This window comes from Stenotrophomonas sp. Sm2128, assembly GCF_030985535.1.
GTDB classification, from domain to species: Bacteria; Pseudomonadota; Gammaproteobacteria; order Xanthomonadales; family Xanthomonadaceae; genus Stenotrophomonas; species Stenotrophomonas maltophilia.
In genome coordinates this window covers 1-17,992 of sequence record NZ_JAPTFQ010000054.1, presented here as the reverse complement: position 1 = coordinate 17,992, position 17,992 = coordinate 1, and the positions used below count along the sequence as shown (strand labels likewise).

Genomic DNA, 17,992 nt, shown 5'->3' with positions numbered 1-17,992 from the left:
GACTACCCAACAAAAGGGCCGGACCCTCGCGGATCCGGCCCTTCCTGTTTCTCTGCAGCCAGGCATGGCCTGGCTCTACCGCATCTCCGGCGGCACCGGGATGGGCGCCAGGTGCGCGCTCAGCGGCGCGGCGCGTCCGGGTCGGTGCGCAGCGCCTTCAGCAGGCCCCACATGTAGAACGCCAGGGTGAACGAGAACGGCAGGCCGCACAGCACCACCGCCGTCTGCATTGCGCTGAAATTGCCGGCCAGCAGCAGCCCGACGCTGGCCACGGTGATGCCGACGGCCCAGAACACGCGCAGCCAGATCGGCGCGTCATGGCCGTCTTCCACCCCATCGTCAACGCGACGGGTACACAGGTTGGCGATCATCAGCGTGCCCGAATCGACCGGGGTCAGGAACAGCACGAAGCCGATCACCACTGCGGCACCGGCCACGTACGGCGCGGCGGGCAGGTATTCCAGCAGCTTGAACAGCGTCATCGCCGCATCGTGCTGGGCCACGTCACCCAGGATCGCCTGGCCATGGTTGAGCACCAGGTCGATGGCGGTGTTGCCGAAGATCGACAGCCACGCCAGGGTGAAGCCGAGCGGGATCAGCAGCACGCCCATGATCACTTCGCGGATGGTGCGGCCACGCGAGATGCGTGCCACGAAAAGGCCGACGAACGGCGCCCAGGCGATCCACCAGGCCCAGTAGAACAGCGTCCACGAGCCCATCCACTCACGGCCCTTCGGGTCGTTGAGGTACATGTCGAAACTCTTGCGCACGAACGCACCGAGGTAATCGCCGGTGTTCTGGATCAGGCCATCGAACAGGTGCAGGGTCGGGCCGGTGACCAGCACGAACAGCAGCAGGCCGCACAGCAGGCGCACGTTGAGGTTGGACAACCAGGCAATGCCCTTCTCCACACCGGCGACCACGCCGATGGTGGCCACCACCATCATCACCAGCACGATCGCCACCAGCACCTGCGGCGTATCCGGGATGTGGAACAGGTAGACCAGGCCGGACTGCACCACCAGCGCACCGATGCCGAGGTTGGTAACCATCGAGATCAGCGTGGCGAGGATACCGAAGCCATCGACCATGTCGCCGATGCGGCCATGGATGCGCTCTCCGAAGATCGGGTACAGCGCCGAGCGCAGCGCCAGCGGCAGGTCACGGCGGTAGGCGAAATAGCCCAGCGCAACGCCGACCAGCGCATACAGCGCCCAGCCGTGCAGGCCCCAGTGCAGGAAGGTCAGCACCATCGCCTCGCGGCCGGCGGCCACGGTGCCGCCGGGTTGCCCGGGCGGATGCAGGAAGTGGTCCAGCGGCTCGTAGGCGCCGTAGTACAGCAGCGCGATGCCGATGCCGGCCGAGAACAGCATCGAGACCCAGGCGACGTAGCCGAAGGCCGGCGATTCCTCGTTGTGACCCAGGCGGATGCGGCCATACGGCGAGAACGCCAGCCACAGCACGAAGCCCAGGCACAGCACGATCAGCAGCATGTACCACCAGCCGAACGCGGCCGACACCTCGGCCTGCGCCCATTGCAGCCAGTGCTCGCTGCCTTCGGGATAGAGAACGGTGAGCAGCCCGAGGATGCCGATCGACACCGAGGAGCTGAAGAAGACAAAACGGTTCAAGCGCAGGGGCGAACGCTTGGGATGAGCCAGGGAAGACATGGGGTCGTCTCATCAAGTCCGAGGGAGCACATGGGCGGGGCCGGACCGGTAAACCGGGCCCATGGCGTGGGGCGCGAGCGCATCCTAGGGTTTATTGATTGAACGTTCAATCAATAAAAAGCATAATGGCGGGCAGCCCGATCCTTCGGGTCGCAATCCGTGGAGAGACAATGCCGAAGAAAGGCGTGGAACCGGTACGGCGCGAACAGCTGATCCGGGCCACTTTCCAGACCATCGACGAGATCGGCATGGCCGATGCGACCGTCGCCACCATCGCGAAGAAGGCAGGGCTGTCCAGCGGCATCGTCGCCCACTACTTCGGCGACAAGGACGGCCTGCTCAATGCTGCAATGCGGCAGATCCTGCGCGAGCTGAAGGACGCGGTCGCCCGCTACCGCGCCGACGCCAGCGACGACCCGCGCGAGCAGCTGCGCGCCATCGTCGACGGCAACTTCGACGACAGCCAGATCAACGGCACCGCGATGCGCGTCTGGCTCACCTTCTGGGCCGCGAGCATGCACCAGCCGGAACTGGCCCGGCTGCAGCGCGCCAACGACCAGCGCCTGTTCTCCAACCTGTGCCACCAGTTCAACCGCCTGCTGCCCCACCCGCAGGCCCGCCTGGCCGCCCGCGGGCTGGCCGCGATGATCGATGGCCTGTGGCTGCGCGGCAGCCTGGTCGGCGGCCAGTTCAACGCCGAGAAGTCCCGGCGCATCGCTTACGGCTACATCGACTTCCAGTTGCAGGCTGTCGCGCTATAAGCGCTTCAGCACCCGCCCCCTTCCAAGGAGTACGCCCCATGACCACCCTGCCCGTCCAACAGCTCTACATCCACGGCCAGCGCGTCGATGCCACCAGCGGCAAGACCTTCAAGACCGTCAACCCGGCCACCGGTGAGGTGATCGCCGAAGTGCAGGTTGCCAGCCAGGCCGACGTCGAGCGTGCCGTGCAGAGCGCGTCCGAAGGCCAGAAGGTGTGGGCCGCGATGACCGCGATGGAACGCTCGCGCATCCTGCGCCGCGCCGTCGAGATCCTGCGTGAGCGCAACGACGAACTGGCCCACCTGGAAACCCTGGACACCGGCAAGGCGCTGGCCGAAACCACCACCGTGGACATCGTCACCGGCGCCGACGTGGTCGAGTACTACGCCGGCCTGGCCACCGCCATCGAAGGCATCCAGCTGCCGCTGCGCGAATCGAGCTTCTTCTACACCCGTCGCGAGCCGCTGGGCGTGGTCGCCGGCATCGGCGCCTGGAACTACCCGATCCAGATCGCCATGTGGAAGTCGGCCCCGGCGCTGGCCGCCGGCAACGCGATGGTGTTCAAGCCTTCGGAAGTGACCCCGCTGACCGCGATCCGGCTGGCCGAGATCTACACCGAAGCCGGCGTGCCGGCTGGCGTGTTCAACGTCGTGCAGGGCCCGGGCCGCGAGATCGGCCAGTGGCTGACCGAGCACCCGGTGATCGAGAAGATCTCCTTCACCGGCGGCGTCGCCACCGGCAAGAAGGTCATGGCCAGCGCCGCGTCCTCCTCGCTGAAGGAAGTGACCATGGAGCTGGGCGGCAAGTCGCCGCTGGTGATCTGCGATGACGCCGACCTGGACCGCGCCGCCGACATCGCGGTGATGGCCAACTTCTTCAGCTCCGGCCAGGTCTGCACCAACGGCACCCGCGTATTCGTGCCGCGCAGCATGCTCGCCGCGTTCGAGGCCGCCGTTGTCGAGCGCGTCAAGCGCATCCGCATCGGCGACCCGATGGCCGCCGAAACCAACTTCGGCCCGCTGACCAGCTTCCCGCACATGGAAAACGTGCTGCGCTACATCGAAAGCGGCAAGGCCGAAGGCGCCCGCCTGCTGACCGGCGGTGGCCGTGCCACCGAAGGCGCGCTGGCCAATGGCGCCTACGTTCTGCCGACCGTGTTCTCCGACTGCCGCGATGACATGACCATCGTCAAGGAAGAGATCTTCGGGCCGGTCATGAGCATCCTCGCCTACGACGACGAAGACGAAGTGGTGCGTCGCGCCAACGACACCACCTTCGGTCTGGCCGCCGGCGTGGTCAGCAAGGACATCAGCCGCGCCCACCGCATCATCCACCGCCTGGAAGCCGGCATCTGCTGGATCAATACGTGGGGTGAGTCTCCGGCCGAAATGCCGGTCGGTGGCTACAAGGAATCCGGCGTCGGCCGCGAGAACGGCATCTCCACCCTCGGCCACTACACCCGCATCAAGTCGGTGCAGGTGGAACTGGGCGACTACGCCAGCGTGTTCTGACCGGCGCGCCCCGAGCGCGCACCCTCGTCCGGCCACCGCGCCGATCCGACATTCCGCCGGGACGCCTGCATGCAGCGCGCCCCGGCCTGCAGGAGACACCCATGAGCACCCACAACGAGTACGACTACATCATCATCGGCGCCGGTTCGGCCGGCAACGTGCTGGCTACCCGCCTCACCGAAGATGCCGATGTCAGCGTGCTGCTGCTGGAAGCCGGTGGCCCGGACTACCGGCTCGACTTCCGTACCCAGATGCCGGCGGCACTGGCCTTCCCGCTGCAGGGCAAGCGCTACAACTGGGCGTACAAGACCGATCCCGAGCCCTTCATGAACAACCGCCGCATGGACTGCGGCCGCGGCAAGGGCCTGGGCGGCTCGTCGCTGATCAACGGCATGTGCTACATCCGCGGCAACGCGATGGATTACGACAACTGGGCCAGCATGCCGGGCCTGGAAGACTGGACCTACCTGGACTGCCTGCCGTACTTCCGCAAGGCGGAAACCCGCGACATCGGCCCCAATGACTACCACGGTGGCGACGGCCCGCTGCGGGTGACCACGCCGAAGGCCGGCAACAACGAGCTGTTCGCTGCGATGGTCGAAGCCGGCGTGCAGGCCGGCTACCCGCGCACCGACGACCTCAACGGCTACCAGCAGGAAGGCTTCGGCCCGATGGACCGCACGGTGACCCCGAAGGGCCGTCGCTCCAGCACCGCCCGTGGTTACCTGGACCTGGCCAAGCCGCGCCCGAACCTGACCATCGTCACCCACGCGCTTACCGACCGCATCCTGTTCTCGGGCAAGCGTGCGGTGGGCGTGCAGTGGCTGCACAACGACCAGCCGCAGCGTGCCACCGCGCGCCGCGAAGTGCTGCTGTGTGGCGGTGCCATCGCCTCGCCGCAGATCCTGCAGCGTTCGGGCGTCGGCCCGGCCGACCTGCTGCGCAGCCTGGACATCGACCTGGTGCACCACCTGCCGGGCGTCGGCGCCAACCTGCAGGACCACCTGGAGATGTACCTGCAGTACGAGTGCAAGAAGCCGGTCTCGCTGGCACCGGCACTGAAGCTGTACAACCAGCCGGCCATCGGCGCCGAGTGGCTGTTCCTGGGCACCGGCATCGGCGCCAGCAACCAGTTCGAGGCCGGCGGCTTCATCCGCAGCGACGCCGAATTCGACTGGCCGAACCTGCAGTACCACTTCCTGCCGGTGGCGATCAATTACAACGGCTCCAACCCGATCAAGGCGCACAGCTTCCAGATGCACGTCGGTTCGATGCGCTCGCCCAGCCGCGGCCGCATCCACGTGCGTTCGAAGGATCCGCGCGAACATCCGAGCATCCTCTTCAACTACATGTCGCATGAGCAGGACTGGCGCGAGTTCCGCGCGGCGATCCGCATCACCCGCGAGATCTTCGCGCAGCCGGCGCTGGCACCGTACAGCGGCCGCGAGATTTCCCCGGGCAGCGCGCTGCAGACCGATGCGCAGATCGATGCGTTCGTCCGCGAACATGCCGAGACCGCCTACCACCCGTCGTGCTCGAACAAGATGGGCCACGCCGATGACCCGATGGCGGTGGTCGACGGCCAGGGCCGCGTGCACGGGCTCGAAGGCCTGCGCATCGTCGATGCCTCGATCATGCCGCAGGTGGTGACCGGCAACCTCAACGCGCCGACCATCATGATGGCCGAGAAGCTGGCCGACGTGATCCGCGGCCGCACCCCGCTGGCCCGCAGCACCGCGCCGTACTACAAGGCCAACGGTGCACCGGTGCGCAAGCAGGACTGACGCAAGCGCCCCGCTTGGCGACACGGTAGTGCCGGCCGCTGGCCGGCATCCACCGGAATCCCGATCGAGCGCAGATGCCGGCCAGCGGCCGGCACGACCAAGCAAAGAGGCCCTTCGGGGCCTCTTCGCGTTTTCCCTACGGCGGGGTATGCTGCAATGAACGGCCATTGTCGCTACGCTCAGGGCCGGAACCTAATACATCACGATTCCTGGAGGGGGAATATGAGTCTGGATCGTCCCTGGCTGCAGAGCTATCCGAAAGGCGTTCCCGCCGAAATCGACGTCAACGAGTTCCATTCGGTAGCTTCGGTCTTCGACGCTTCCGTCGCGAAATTCCGCGACCGTCCGGCCTACTCCAGCTTCGGCAAAGTGCTCACCTACGGTGAGACCGATGCGCTGGTCACCCAGTTCGCCGCCTACCTGCTGGGTGAGCTCAAGCTCAAGAAGGGTGACCGCGTCGCCCTGATGATGCCCAACTGCCTGCAGTACCCGGTGGCCACCTTCGGCGTGCTGCGCGCCGGACTGACCGTGGTCAACGTCAACCCGCTGTACACCGCGCGCGAACTCAAGCACCAGCTGGTCGACGCGGGCGTCAGTGCGCTGGTGGTGGTCGACAACTTCGGCGACACCGTCGAACAGGTCATCGCCGATACGCCGGTCAAGCACGTGGTCACCACCGGCCTGGGCGACCTGCTCGGCGCCAAGGGCGCGATCGTCAACTTCGTGCTGAAGTACGTCAAGAAGATGGTGCCCAACTACCACATCAAGGGCGCCGTCCGCTTCAGGCAGGCGCTCAAGCTGGGCAGCCGCCACGCGCTTCCGAAGGTCGAGATCGACCACGACGACATCGCCTTCCTGCAGTACACCGGCGGTACCACCGGCGTGGCCAAGGGCGCGATGCTGACCAACCGCAACCTGATTGCCAACATGCAGCAGGCGTCGGCGTGGCTGTCCACCTCGGGCATCGAGCCGGGCAAGGAAGTGATCATCACTGCCTTGCCGCTGTACCACATCTTCGCGTTGACCGCGAACGGCCTGGTCTTCATGAAGTTCGGTGGCTGCAACCACCTGATCACCAACCCGCGCGACATGAAGGGTTTCGTCAAGGAGCTCAAGGGCACCCGCTTCACCGCCATCACCGGCGTCAACACGCTGTTCAACGGCCTGCTCAACACGCCCGGCTTCGACGAGATCGACTTTTCTTCGGTCAAGTTCACCCTCGGCGGCGGCATGGCGGTACAACGTGCCGTGGCCGAACGCTGGAAGAAGGTCACCGGGGTGACCCTGGTCGAAGCCTATGGCCTGACCGAGACCTCGCCGGCAGCCTGCATCAACCCGCTCACCCTGCCCGAGTACAATGGCGCCATCGGCCTGCCGATCCCGTCCACCGATGCGTGCATCAAGGACGACAACGGCAACATCTTGGCGCTGGGCGAAGTGGGCGAGCTGTGCATCAAGGGCCCGCAGGTGATGAAGGGCTACTGGCAGCGCCCGGAGGAAACCGCCACCGCCATCGACGCCGACGGCTGGCTGCACACCGGCGACATGGCGAAGATGGACGAACAGGGCTTCTTCTACATCGTCGACCGCAAGAAGGACATGATCCTGGTGTCCGGCTTCAACGTGTACCCGAACGAGGTCGAGGACGTCATCGCGATGATGCCCGGCGTGTTGGAAGTGGCTGCGGTCGGTGTCCCGGACGAGAAGTCCGGCGAGGTCGTGAAGGTCGTGATCGTGAAGAAGGACCCGAACCTGACCGCGGAAATGGTCAAGGAACATGCCCGGGCCAACCTGACCGGTTACAAGCACCCCAGAATCGTAGAATTCCGAAAGGAGCTGCCGAAGACCAACGTCGGCAAGATTCTCCGTCGCGAGCTGCGTGATACGCCCGCCCAGTAAGGGTTTCCGGGCGGGACGACAGTACAGGGGACCCCCCCGGCGCCGGCGGGGGGGTTTTTTTTGCGGAACATGGCCGGCCCGGCGCTTGCGGGCGGTTCACGACGGGTGCATAGAATCAGTCGCCGCCGCATGTTCAGCTCGCCCCCTCACTCCTCTCCGTCCGCTCTGCGGTTGGCCGGACGGTCACACGGAGAACTCCCATGTCTGCAGTACGCCCCATCATTACCCGTCCCTCGCAGCACCCTACCCTGCGTATCACCGAAGAACCCGAGCGGGATGTTTACTGGATCCATATGCACGCCAACCTGGTCAACCAGCCAGGCCGGCCGTGCTTCGCCTCACGCCTGGTCGATGACATCGTCGACTACCAGCGCGAACTGGGCGATCGCCTCAGCGCCTCGCACGCTCTGTCACCCCATGTCGTACTTGCCTCGGACAGCGACGTGTTCAACCTGGGCGGCGATCTCGAACTGTTCTGCCGCCTGATCCGCGAGGGCGACCGCGCCCGCCTGCTCGACTATGCCCAGCGCTGCGTGCGCGGCGTGCATGCCTTCCATGCCGGCCTGGGCACCCGTGCCCACAGCATCGCCCTGGTCCAGGGCAATGCACTGGGGGGCGGCTTCGAGGCCGCACTGAGCTGCCACACCATCGTCGCCGAGGAAGGCGTGTTGATGGGCCTGCCGGAGGTGCTGTTCGACCTGTTCCCCGGCATGGGCGCCTACTCCTTCCTGTGCCAGCGGATCAGTCCGCGGCTGGCGGAGAAGATCATGCTGGAAGGCAACCTCTACACCGCCAGCCAGCTGAAGGAAATGGGCCTGGTCGACATCGTGGCGCCGGTGGGCGAAGGTGTTGCCGCAGTCGAACAGGTGATCAAGGAAAGCCGACGCATCCCGCACGCCTGGGCGGCGATGCGTGAGGTCAACGAGATCGCCACCATGGTGCCGCTGCATGAAATGATGCGGATCACCGAGATCTGGGTAGACACTGCGATGCAGCTCGGCGAGAAGTCCCTGCGCACCATGGATCGGCTGGTACGGGCGCAGGCCCGGCGCAATGGCGACCCGGCCTGATCGTCTGGCGGGTCAGGACGGGCTGCGCTCGCTGTCGTCGCGGTGCGGTGCCCCCGCACTACGGGCAGCCAACGCATTCCTGCCGTTGCGCAGAGCGGTCGCCAGGTTGCTGAGGCGGGAGCTCCATTCACCCTTCAGCTGCCAGTCCGCCATGCGCATGATTTCGCCACTGGAGGCGGCAACCTGGACAAGCCCCAGGTTGCTTGCCACGCCGCGCAGCGCGTGGGCGTGCTCGCGGAAATCCTCCCAGGCCTGGCGCTCGCCGCAGCCCTGCAGCTGGCCCATGCTCGCGTCGACGTCCGCCAGGCATTGGTCGATGAACTTGCGTTCGAAGCCATCGCCCATGCCCAGCGACGCCAGCTCGTCCAGCACCGCGGTATCGAGCACGCCATCGCCGACCGGCAATGCAGGCACCGACTGGATGCCGGGTTCGGCGCGGGTGTTGGCGGCGACATCGGCCAGCACTTCCAGCAGGCGGGTGGCCACCACGGGCTTGGCAAGGAATGCGCGGGCGCCGGCCTGCTCGCAACGCAGGATGGACTCGGGGGTGACGTCTGCGCTCAGCACCATGACCGGAACGTAAGGCATGCCGCTGGCCTGCATCACCCGCAACTGCTTGAGCAGATCCAGTCCGCTCATGCCGGGCATGTGCAGGTCGACGATCGCTGCGTCATAACTGGCCAGCTCCAGCGCATCGAGCACTTCGGCGCCGCCGTTGACGCAGGTGACCTTGTGGCCGGCCTTCTCCAGCAGCCGCTGCAGCACCATGCGGTTGGCCTCGTGGTCGTCGGCGACCAGAACCCGCAGGCTCCGCACCCGTGCACGATGGCGCAGGAAGGGGTTGGAAAACGCGATGACATTGCCGGCTTCAGCCACCTCGGACGGAACCGCCGGGGCTGATGAGGTGTCTGCGACGTCCAGCGTGATCTCGACCCAGAACACGCTGCCGCGCGGGCTGTTCGGCGCATAGCCGACCTGCCCGCCCATCGACTCGACCAGGCCCTTGGCAATGGCGGTGCCCAGACCGGTGCCTTCATGGCGCCGGGCCAGGCCGACATCGCCCTGCTCGAAGGCATTGAACAGGCGTCCGCGCAACGCCACCGGCACGCCGATGCCGGTATCGACGATCTCGAATCGCAGGCGCATCCGCTCGCTGCCCAGCGCATCGGGGCTGGACACGCGCAGATGTACGTAGCCACTGTCGGTGAACTTGACCGCGTTGCCCATCAGGTTCAGCAGGATCTGCTGCAGATGCCCGGCATCCCCCAACAGGCGCGGCGGCACGTTGTCGTCCACCTGCACGCGATAATCCAGCGATTTGGAGCGGGTCTGCGGGGTCAGGATAAGGTTGATCGCCTGCAGCACGTCGGCCAGCGCGAACTCGTGCCACTCCACGCGCACCTTGCCGGCTTCGATCGCGGAGATGTCCAGCACCTCTTCCACCAGCGCCAGCAGACTGCGGGTCGAGGCCTGGATGGTGTTCAGGCACTCGCGCTGTTCGTCGTCCAGGCGGGTGGTGGCCAGCACTTCGGTCATGCCGGCCAGCCCGTTCAACGGCGTGCGGAACTCATGGCTCATGTTGGCCAGGAAGCGGCTCTTGGCTTCGTTGGCCTGCCGCGCCTCGGCCACCGCCCGGGTCAAGGCATGCAGCAGCGAATCGAAGTACAGCGGAATCGCGCCCAGGCCCAGCAGCAGGCCCCAGCCCAGATAATCGTGGCCGCGCCAGTACGGCGACAGCATCACCGTGCACAGGAAGGCCAGGCAGCCCATGGCCGTGGCCACGCGCAGGTAGGTGCTGCCGTAGCGCATGCCGTTGCCGATCGTCACCCACAGCATCACCGCATACAGCGGTGCGGCCGGCTCGCCCTGGATGGTCATGATCCAGGCCATGCAGGTGTAATCGGTCAGCATGCCGATCACCCGGCGCACATGCGACACGCCCGGATTGACCAGGATCGCGGTCAGCAGGCCGGCGGAAATGGTCAGCTCGAAGGCGAGGATCAGCCACGTCGCCGTCAGCGCCTCACCGCCGCCGCTCAGCGAGCGCCATCCGAGATAGCTGATGAACAGTGCCGTGACGATGATGCGGATCAGGTTCTGCGCGTGCTCGCTGTCCTCGCGCCCGGACAGGCGCTGCTTGAAGCGGGCCAACAGCGAGCGCTTGTCGGATCCAGCGGCGGGAATCGTATCCATGGTTGGATGTCGCATCCTTCGGCGCAGCAGGGAGGAGCAGCACAACGGTACTGCCAGCAACCCCAACCACAGGGAAATGGCCAGCCCCAGGTTGGCCTGCCAATAGGGAGTCAACAGCACGGTAGTGCCGAAACTGACCATCGCCAGCACGATGGCAGCGGTCAGGTAACGCGGCCCGAAACGCAGGCCGTTGCCCACCGTGACCCACATCACCACCGCATACACCCACGCCAGCGGCTCACCCATCTGGATCATGCCGATCGCGATCAGTCCGTAATCGGCCAGCATCCCGGCCACCCGTCGCGGGTCCGAGCGCTGCGGCCTCCACAGCAGCCAGCCGAACAACAGCAGCGACAGGCCCAGCCCGGTCACCGCCGTTGCCAGCGCGCCCTGGTACTGATCCAGCCGGTGCAGGCGGGCGCCGGACAACAGAACATAGACCAGGATCAGCGAGATCAGCACTACCCGCACGATCGCCTGGCCATGTTCCGAATCCGGACGCTGCGCCAGCCGACGCCTCACGCGTGCGAACAGGTCCTGCATGTCACCCACCCGGTCGCGTCGATGCCGTCGAGTGCTGGGCGCAGATATCCATCAACTGCTGGTGGCCGCGCATCAGCGCATCCACGCAACGCGGATCGAACAGTCGCCCACGCTGGGCGTACAGATAAGCCAGAGTGGCTTCCATGGTCCATGCTTCCTTGTACGGACGGGGCGAGATCAGCGCATCGAAGACGTCGGCGACAGCAACGATCCGCGCTTCCAGCGGAATCGCTTCGCCGACCAGGCCGTCGGGATAGCCGCTGCCGTCATAGCGCTCGTGATGGCGCAGCGCGATGAGCGCACCCACCTGGATGAAACGGTTCTGGCTGCCACTCAGCAGCTCGTGGCCGATGCGTGGGTGCCGGCGCATGATCGCCAGCTCCTCGTCATTGAGCTTGCCCTGCTTGAGCAGCACCGCGTCGGGAATGGCGATCTTGCCCATGTCATGCAGCGGCGCCGCCATCTCGATCAGGCGCACGTCGTCTTCGGGCAGGCCAAGCTGCTCGGCGATCAGCCCCGCAACGCGCGCCATGCGTTCGAGATAGGCGCTGGTGCCGGCATCACGGAACTCGATCGCCCGCGCCAATCGCGACAGGGTCTCGCGTTCGCGTTCCTCGACCTCGTGCATGCTGGCCAGCAGGCGCTGCTCCAGCGACAACGCACGTTGCTTCACGTTCTCGGTCTGCTGGCGCAGCTGCAGCAGGTTGTAGCAGCGCGCGCGCAGTTCGCGCGGGCGGATCGGCTTGACCAGGAAGTCGATGACCCCCGCTTCCAGCGCCGCCTGGCGGATCGGCTCGTCGCCGACCACGGTGATCAGGATCACCGGGATATCGCGGTGCTTGGGCAGGCGCCGGAATCGACGGGCGAACTCCAGCCCGTCCATCTCCGGCATGCGGTAATCGAGCAGCAGCAGGTCGACCGGGTGCGCCTCGCACCAGGCCAATGCGGTCAGCGGATCACCGAAGTCATACACGCTCAGTTCCGGCGCGATGTCTTCGATGACGTGACGCAGCATCGTCCGCGCGGACGTCTGGTCGTCAACAATGACGATGTTCAACGCGTACTCCGCCTGGTTTCTCGACCATGCTGGATCATCAGCAGGCGAGGATACCCTGCTGCTGCGAACGCTCGCACCCTGCATCGGCCCGACTCCCGTGTCATGCGTCCCGGTTCATGATCGTCATCACATTGTGAAGCGGACTCTCCACAATGCGCACTCCCCCTGGCGCCGATCAAGCCATAACAGACGTCAAGGTAGTGCATTAACGATACGCCGAGCGCGGGAGGCGTCAATCGCGCCGTCTCATTTCGGGACGGCGCGCACAAACGGGAGTCAAAAAGACGACTTACTGCTCCGGACGCATGTACGGGAACAGCAGCACGTCACGGATCGAGCTGCTGCCGGTCAGCAGCATCACCAGGCGATCAACGCCGATGCCGAGGCCGCCGGTCGGGGCCATGCCGTACTCCAGCGCACGGATGTAGTCGGCGTCGTAGTGCATCGCCTCGTCGTCGCCGCCTTCTTTCGCGGCCACCTGGGCCTGGAAGCGCTGGGCCTGGTCTTCCGGGTCGTTCAGTTCGGAGAAGCCGTTGGCCAGCTCCTTGCCGTTGACGAACAGCTCGAAGCGATCCGTGTAGCCCGGGTCGTTGTCATTGGCACGGGCCAGCGGCGAGACCTCGACCGGATGGTCGGTGATGAAGGTCGGCTGGATCAGGGTGTGCTCGACCGTGGCCTCGAAGATTTCCAGCAACAGCTTGCCCCAGCCGTAGGACGGCTTGACGCGGATGTTCAAGCGCTCGCAATGGCGCAGCAGCGCATCGCGGTCAGTGCAATCAGCGGCCGAGATTTCCGGGTTGTGGTGGCGCACTGCCTCATCCATGCGCCAGCGACGGAACGCCGGGCCCAGGTCGATCTTCGCGCCGTCCCATTCCACTTCGGTGCCACCGTTCACGGCCTTGGCCACATCACGGATCACACCCTCGGTCAGGTCCATGATCTCGTTGTACGTGGCGTAGGCCTCGTACAGTTCCATCATGGTGAATTCCGGATTGTGGCGGGTGCTGACGCCTTCATTGCGGAAGTTGCGGTTGATCTCGTACACGCGCTCCAGGCCACCCACGGTCAGGCGCTTGAGGTACAGCTCCGGCGCAACGCGCAGGTACAGGTCCAGGTCCAGCGCGTTGTGGTGGGTGGTGAACGGCTTGGCCGCCGCGCCGCCGGGGATGTAATGCATCATCGGCGTCTCGACTTCCAGGAAGTCGCGGTTGTCCAGCCACGCGCGCATGGCGCGGATGATCTTCGAGCGCTTGATGAAGACCGCGCGCGATTCCGGGGTCACGATCAGGTCGACGTAACGCTGGCGATAGCGCTGCTCGACGTCGGCCAGGCCATGCCACTTGTCCGGCAGCGGGCGCAGCGACTTGGTCAGCAGGCGGATCGATTCGGCCTTGACCGACAGCTCGCCGGTCTTGGTACGGGTCAGGCCGCCTTCGACGGCGATGATGTCGCCCACGTCCCAGCCCTTGAAGGCGGTATAGGCATCGCCCAGCACCGTGCCCTGCAGGAACAGCTGGATGCGACCGGACTCGTCCTGGATCTGCGCGAAACTGGCCTTGCCCATGATGCGCTTGGCCATCAGGCGGCCGGCCATCTTCACCTGGCGGCCGTTACCTTCCAGGGCCTCGGCGGTCCACTGTTCGGCATCGGCGAACTCTTCCTGCAGGCGGCCGGCGAAGTCCTCGCGACGGAAGTCGTTCGGGTACGCGATGCCCTGCCCACGCAGCGTTTTGAGTTTCTCGCGGCGCTCGGCGATCAACTTGTTTTCGTCAACGGGGGGGGTATCGGTAGCTTCGCTCATGGATCTGCGGGAATCGTGTAGTGAGGGGGGGATGTTGCACCCGGCACAGCCGGTTGCCCAGCATACCAAAACCGCCCCGCCCCGGCCCCGGCAGCGCCCGGTAGCGCCGGGCCATGCCCGGCGGTCGGTCGGCGCACGAATCCGCCGGGCGTGGCCCGGCGCTACCTCAGCCGTTCCCCGGGAAGGCCTGCCGCAGCTCGTCCACCAGCACCCGCTGGTTTTCCGAGTAATCCACCGGCACCGACACCAGGTGCACGCCTCCCTCGTTGAACGCCGCCTCCAGTGTCGGGATGAACTGCTCGATGGCGGTCACCTCATGCCCCTTGCAGCCATAGGCCTCGGCGTACTTGACGAAATCGGGATTGCTGAAGGTCATGCCGTAGTCGGTGAAGCCATCCACCGCCTGCTTCCAGCGGATCATCCCGTAGGCGCCGTCGTTGAGGATCAGCACCACCAGGTTCAGGCCCAGCCGGCGCGCGGTCTCCAGCTCCTGGCTGTTCATCATGAATCCGCCATCACCGCACACCGCCAGCACCCGCCGCTGCGGATACAGGATCGAGGCCATGATCGCCGACGGCAGGCCCGCACCCATGGTCGCCAGCGCGTTGTCCAGCAGCAGCGTGTTGGCCACCTGGGTGCGGTAGTTACGCGCAAACCAGATCTTGTACATGCCGTTGTCCAGCGCCACGATGCCGTCCGGCGGCATCACCTGGCGCACGTCATGCACCAGCCGCTGAGGAGTGAAGCCGGCCTCCTCGGCACGGGCGGCCAGGTGCTCCAGGATGGTCGCGCGCAACGGCAGCAGCGCATCGGCGTTCGGCACCGCGCCTTCGATGCGGTCGGCCAGCTGGGTCAGCGAGCGGCCGATATCGCCGATCACTTCCACCTGCGGGAAGTACACCTGCTCCACCGCCGCCTGCGAATAGCCGATATGGATCACGGTCGGCCCACCCGGGCGCATCACGAACGGCGGCTTCTCGGTGACCTCATGGCCGATGGTCACGATCACATCAGCCTGGTCGATGGCCATGTGCACGTAGTCGCGCTCGGTCAGCGCCGCGGTGCCCATGTACAGGCCCGAACCACCGGCCACCGCGCCCTTGCCCATCTGCGTGGTGAAAAACGGGATGCCGGCTCGCAGCACGAACGCCGACAGCGCCTCGCTGGACTGCGGCCGCGACGCCGCCGAAGCGATCATCAGCAACGGTCGCTTGGCATTGCGGATGATCTCCGCCGCGCGGTCCAGCGCCTCCGGACTGGCAATGGGACGATCCACCGCATGCGGCGGAATCAGCGCCACGTCCCCGACCTCATCAGCCGCAATGTCCTCGGGCAGCTCCAGCAGCACCGGACCGGGCCGCTCTTCCAGCGCCGTGCGGAACGCCTCGCGGACGATGGTCGGGATGGTGCGCGCCGAGACGATCTGCCGCGCCTGCTTGGTCAGCGGCTTCATGGTGCTGACGATGTCGACGATCTGGAAGCGCGCCTGCTTGCTGGCAACGATGCCCTTCTGGCCGGTGATCATGATGACCGGCCATGCACCGAGCAGCGCATAGGCCGCGCCCGTGGTGAAGTTGAGCGCGCCCGGGCCGAGCGTGGCCAGGCACACGCCGGGCTTGCCGGTCAGGCGGCCATAGGTGGCTGCCATGAACACCGCCGCCTGTTCGTGGCGGGTGATGACCAGCTCGATGCTGGAATGGCGCAGCGACTCGACCACGTCGAGATTCTCTTCGCCGGGAATGCCGAAAATGCGCTCGACGCCTTCGTTCTCAAGCGCGGCGACAAGCAGATCTGAACCCTTGGACATTGGAATGCCGTCCTTTTCGCTGGACTGGTGATGGATCGTTGCAGGAAGGATGGAAGCTGCGCGTCAACGCTTGTCGAACCATACCGTCTGCGCGTTGACGAATTCGCGGACGCCGAAGTGCGAGAGTTCGCGGCCAAAGCCGCTCTTCTTCACGCCGCCGATCGGCACGCGCGGGTCGGAAGCAGAGAAGCCGTTGACGAACACGCCGCCGGTCTGCAGCCGGCGCGCCAGCTGCATCGCACGGGCGCGGTCGCCGGTCCACAGGTTGCCGCTGAGACCGAACTCGCTCTGGTTGGCCAGCTCCACCGCATGGTCGGCATCACGAGCGCGGCTGATCGAGGCCACCGGACCGAAGGTCTCGGTATCGAAGGCCTGCATGCCCGGCTCCACGTCGGCCAGCACGGTGGGTGCGTAGAACGCGCCCGGGCGATCCAGCTGATGGCCACCGACCAGCAGCTTCGCGCCCGCTTCCACCGAGGCGCGTACCTGCGCATCCAGCTGTTCCAGCAGGTCCTGGCGTGCCATCGGGCCAATGCGATTACCCGCTTCACGACCATCGCCGATGGTCAGCGCCTGCGCCTTCTGGCAGAACTGCGCCACGAAACGGTCGTATACCGCGTCTTCAACGATGATGCGCTTGCCGGCGATGCAGACCTGCCCGGTGTTCTGGAAGCGCGAGGCCACCGCCGCATCGACGGCCGCATCAAGATCGGCATCGGCCAGGACGATGAACGGATCGGAACCGCCCAGTTCCAGCACCACCTTCTTCAGCGCCTGCCCGGCCTGGGCAGCAATGCTGCGGCCGGCGGCCACACTGCCGGTCAGGGTCACCGCGGCGATGCGGTCATCGGCGATCGCGCGGCTGGTGCCCTCGCGGCTGATGTTGGCCGCGATGAAGGTGCCCTCCGGCAAGCCGGCATCGCGCCAGGCGGCGTCGAGCAGCTGCGCGGTACCGACGATGTTCTCGGCCGGCTTCAGCAGGAAGCCGTTGCCGCCCATCAGGATCGGCACCGCCGCGCGCATCACCTGCCAGTACGGGAAGTTCCACGGCATGATGCCCAGCACCACGCCCAGCGGCAGGTAGGACACGTAAGCCTTGTCGTCGGGCACCTGGGTCGGTTCGTCGCGCAGGAACTGCGCACCGTTGTCGGCGTACCAGTCGCACAGCACAGCACACTTCTCGATTTCGGCCAGCGCTTCGGCCTGGACCTTGCCCATTTCGGCGGTAGCCAGCGCGGCCAGCTTTTCACGGTCACGGCGTAGTACCGCGGCCATCGCACGCAGTACGTCTGCGCGCTGTTCGAGGCTCTTGACGCTCCAGGCCGCAAAGCCGACCTGGCCGCGATCCAGGATTGTTTCCAGCTCGGCGTCGGTGGCGAAGGGATGGCTGGCGATCTGCTGGCCAGTGGCCGGATCGCGGGAAATGGCGGTGGTGGGGGCAGCGGACATGCAGGGCTCCTGTTGTCTCGACAACGGGCGGTGGCCCGTCTCCTGCACAGGAATGTGGACCCGAATGGCGGAGGCAACAAGGCGTCTGCTTATCCTGTGACCCGCACTTACCTGCCTGAATGGGGTTTTCGGCAGGGCTGCGCCCTGCACCCGCCGAAGCCAGAGCAACGTCAACGGCAGAAGCTGGCATTCCGTGGGTTGGCGGGGTGGGTCCGGTTGAGGGGGGCGCTGCAAGTACGTCCATGTAAGCTCGATCGCCGCATCCATGCGGCTCACGCCCCCTCAACCGGACCCACCCCGCCTTCGACAGATTTCCGCGATCTGTCGGGACGGCGCTCTGCGTTGCTGTTGGTGGGTGTCGACCTTGGTCGACACAGTAGATCCACGCCATGCGTGGATGACTCATTCGATATCTGACAGATGTGTCGACCAAGGTCGACACCTACC

General features: G+C 66.0%; 11 protein-coding genes. 5 read left to right on the top strand and 6 right to left on the bottom strand.

Annotated elements, in window-relative coordinates:
• Positions 1–119: 119 nt before the first annotated feature.
• Positions 120–1,670, bottom strand: coding sequence for a BCCT family transporter (locus tag O0K41_RS15070; RefSeq protein ID WP_005409502.1), 1,551 nt, complete (start codon positions 1,668–1,670; stop codon positions 120–122).
• Between the two features lie 170 nt (positions 1,671–1,840).
• Here O0K41_RS15070 and betI point away from each other — a divergent pair, with 170 nt between their 5' ends.
• The 5 genes from betI (at position 1,841) to O0K41_RS15045 (ending at position 8,695) form a co-directional block, all read left to right on the top strand.
• Positions 1,841–2,431, top strand: coding sequence for a transcriptional regulator BetI (betI, locus tag O0K41_RS15065; RefSeq protein ID WP_005409501.1), 591 nt, complete (start codon positions 1,841–1,843; stop codon positions 2,429–2,431).
• A gap of 38 nt (positions 2,432–2,469) precedes the next feature.
• Entirely contained in the window at positions 2,470–3,942 is a 1,473-nt protein-coding gene (betB, locus tag O0K41_RS15060; protein ID WP_005409500.1) for a betaine-aldehyde dehydrogenase, read from the top strand.
• A 101-nt stretch (positions 3,943–4,043) separates the two neighbouring features.
• Positions 4,044–5,726, top strand: a complete 1,683-nt coding sequence (betA, locus tag O0K41_RS15055; protein ID WP_005409499.1) for a choline dehydrogenase — start codon at positions 4,044–4,046, stop codon at positions 5,724–5,726.
• A gap of 222 nt (positions 5,727–5,948) precedes the next feature.
• On the top strand, positions 5,949–7,625 hold the full coding sequence (locus tag O0K41_RS15050; RefSeq protein WP_012480081.1) for a long-chain fatty acid--CoA ligase: 1,677 nt from the start codon (positions 5,949–5,951) through the stop codon (positions 7,623–7,625).
• A gap of 200 nt (positions 7,626–7,825) precedes the next feature.
• Positions 7,826–8,695 (top strand): crotonase/enoyl-CoA hydratase family protein, encoded by an 870-nt coding sequence (locus O0K41_RS15045; protein ID WP_164223000.1) that lies wholly within the window; start codon positions 7,826–7,828, stop codon positions 8,693–8,695.
• 12 nt (positions 8,696–8,707) lie between these two features.
• Here the strand turns inward: O0K41_RS15045 and O0K41_RS15040 are convergent, their stop codons facing one another.
• From O0K41_RS15040 to O0K41_RS15020, 5 genes are all read right to left on the bottom strand, one after another.
• Entirely contained in the window at positions 8,708–11,431 is a 2,724-nt protein-coding gene (locus O0K41_RS15040; RefSeq protein ID WP_308304525.1) for a response regulator, read from the bottom strand.
• 1 nt (position 11,432) lies between these two features.
• A complete protein-coding gene (locus tag O0K41_RS15035; protein ID WP_005409495.1) occupies positions 11,433–12,572 on the bottom strand; it encodes a two-component system response regulator in 1,140 nt (379 codons plus the stop codon).
• Between the two features lie 205 nt (positions 12,573–12,777).
• Entirely contained in the window at positions 12,778–14,289 is a 1,512-nt protein-coding gene (gene lysS / locus O0K41_RS15030; protein WP_108270023.1) for a lysine--tRNA ligase, read from the bottom strand.
• Between the two features lie 166 nt (positions 14,290–14,455).
• Complete coding sequence (locus tag O0K41_RS15025) at positions 14,456–16,096, bottom strand: acetolactate synthase large subunit (RefSeq protein WP_099605333.1); 1,641 nt, start codon at positions 16,094–16,096, stop codon at positions 14,456–14,458.
• Positions 16,097–16,159: 63 nt separating this feature from the next.
• Positions 16,160–17,545: an NAD-dependent succinate-semialdehyde dehydrogenase gene (locus O0K41_RS15020; protein WP_049449865.1), complete on the bottom strand. Its 1,386-nt coding sequence runs from the start codon at positions 17,543–17,545 to the stop codon at positions 16,160–16,162.
• Between the last annotated feature and the right edge of the window lie 447 nt (positions 17,546–17,992).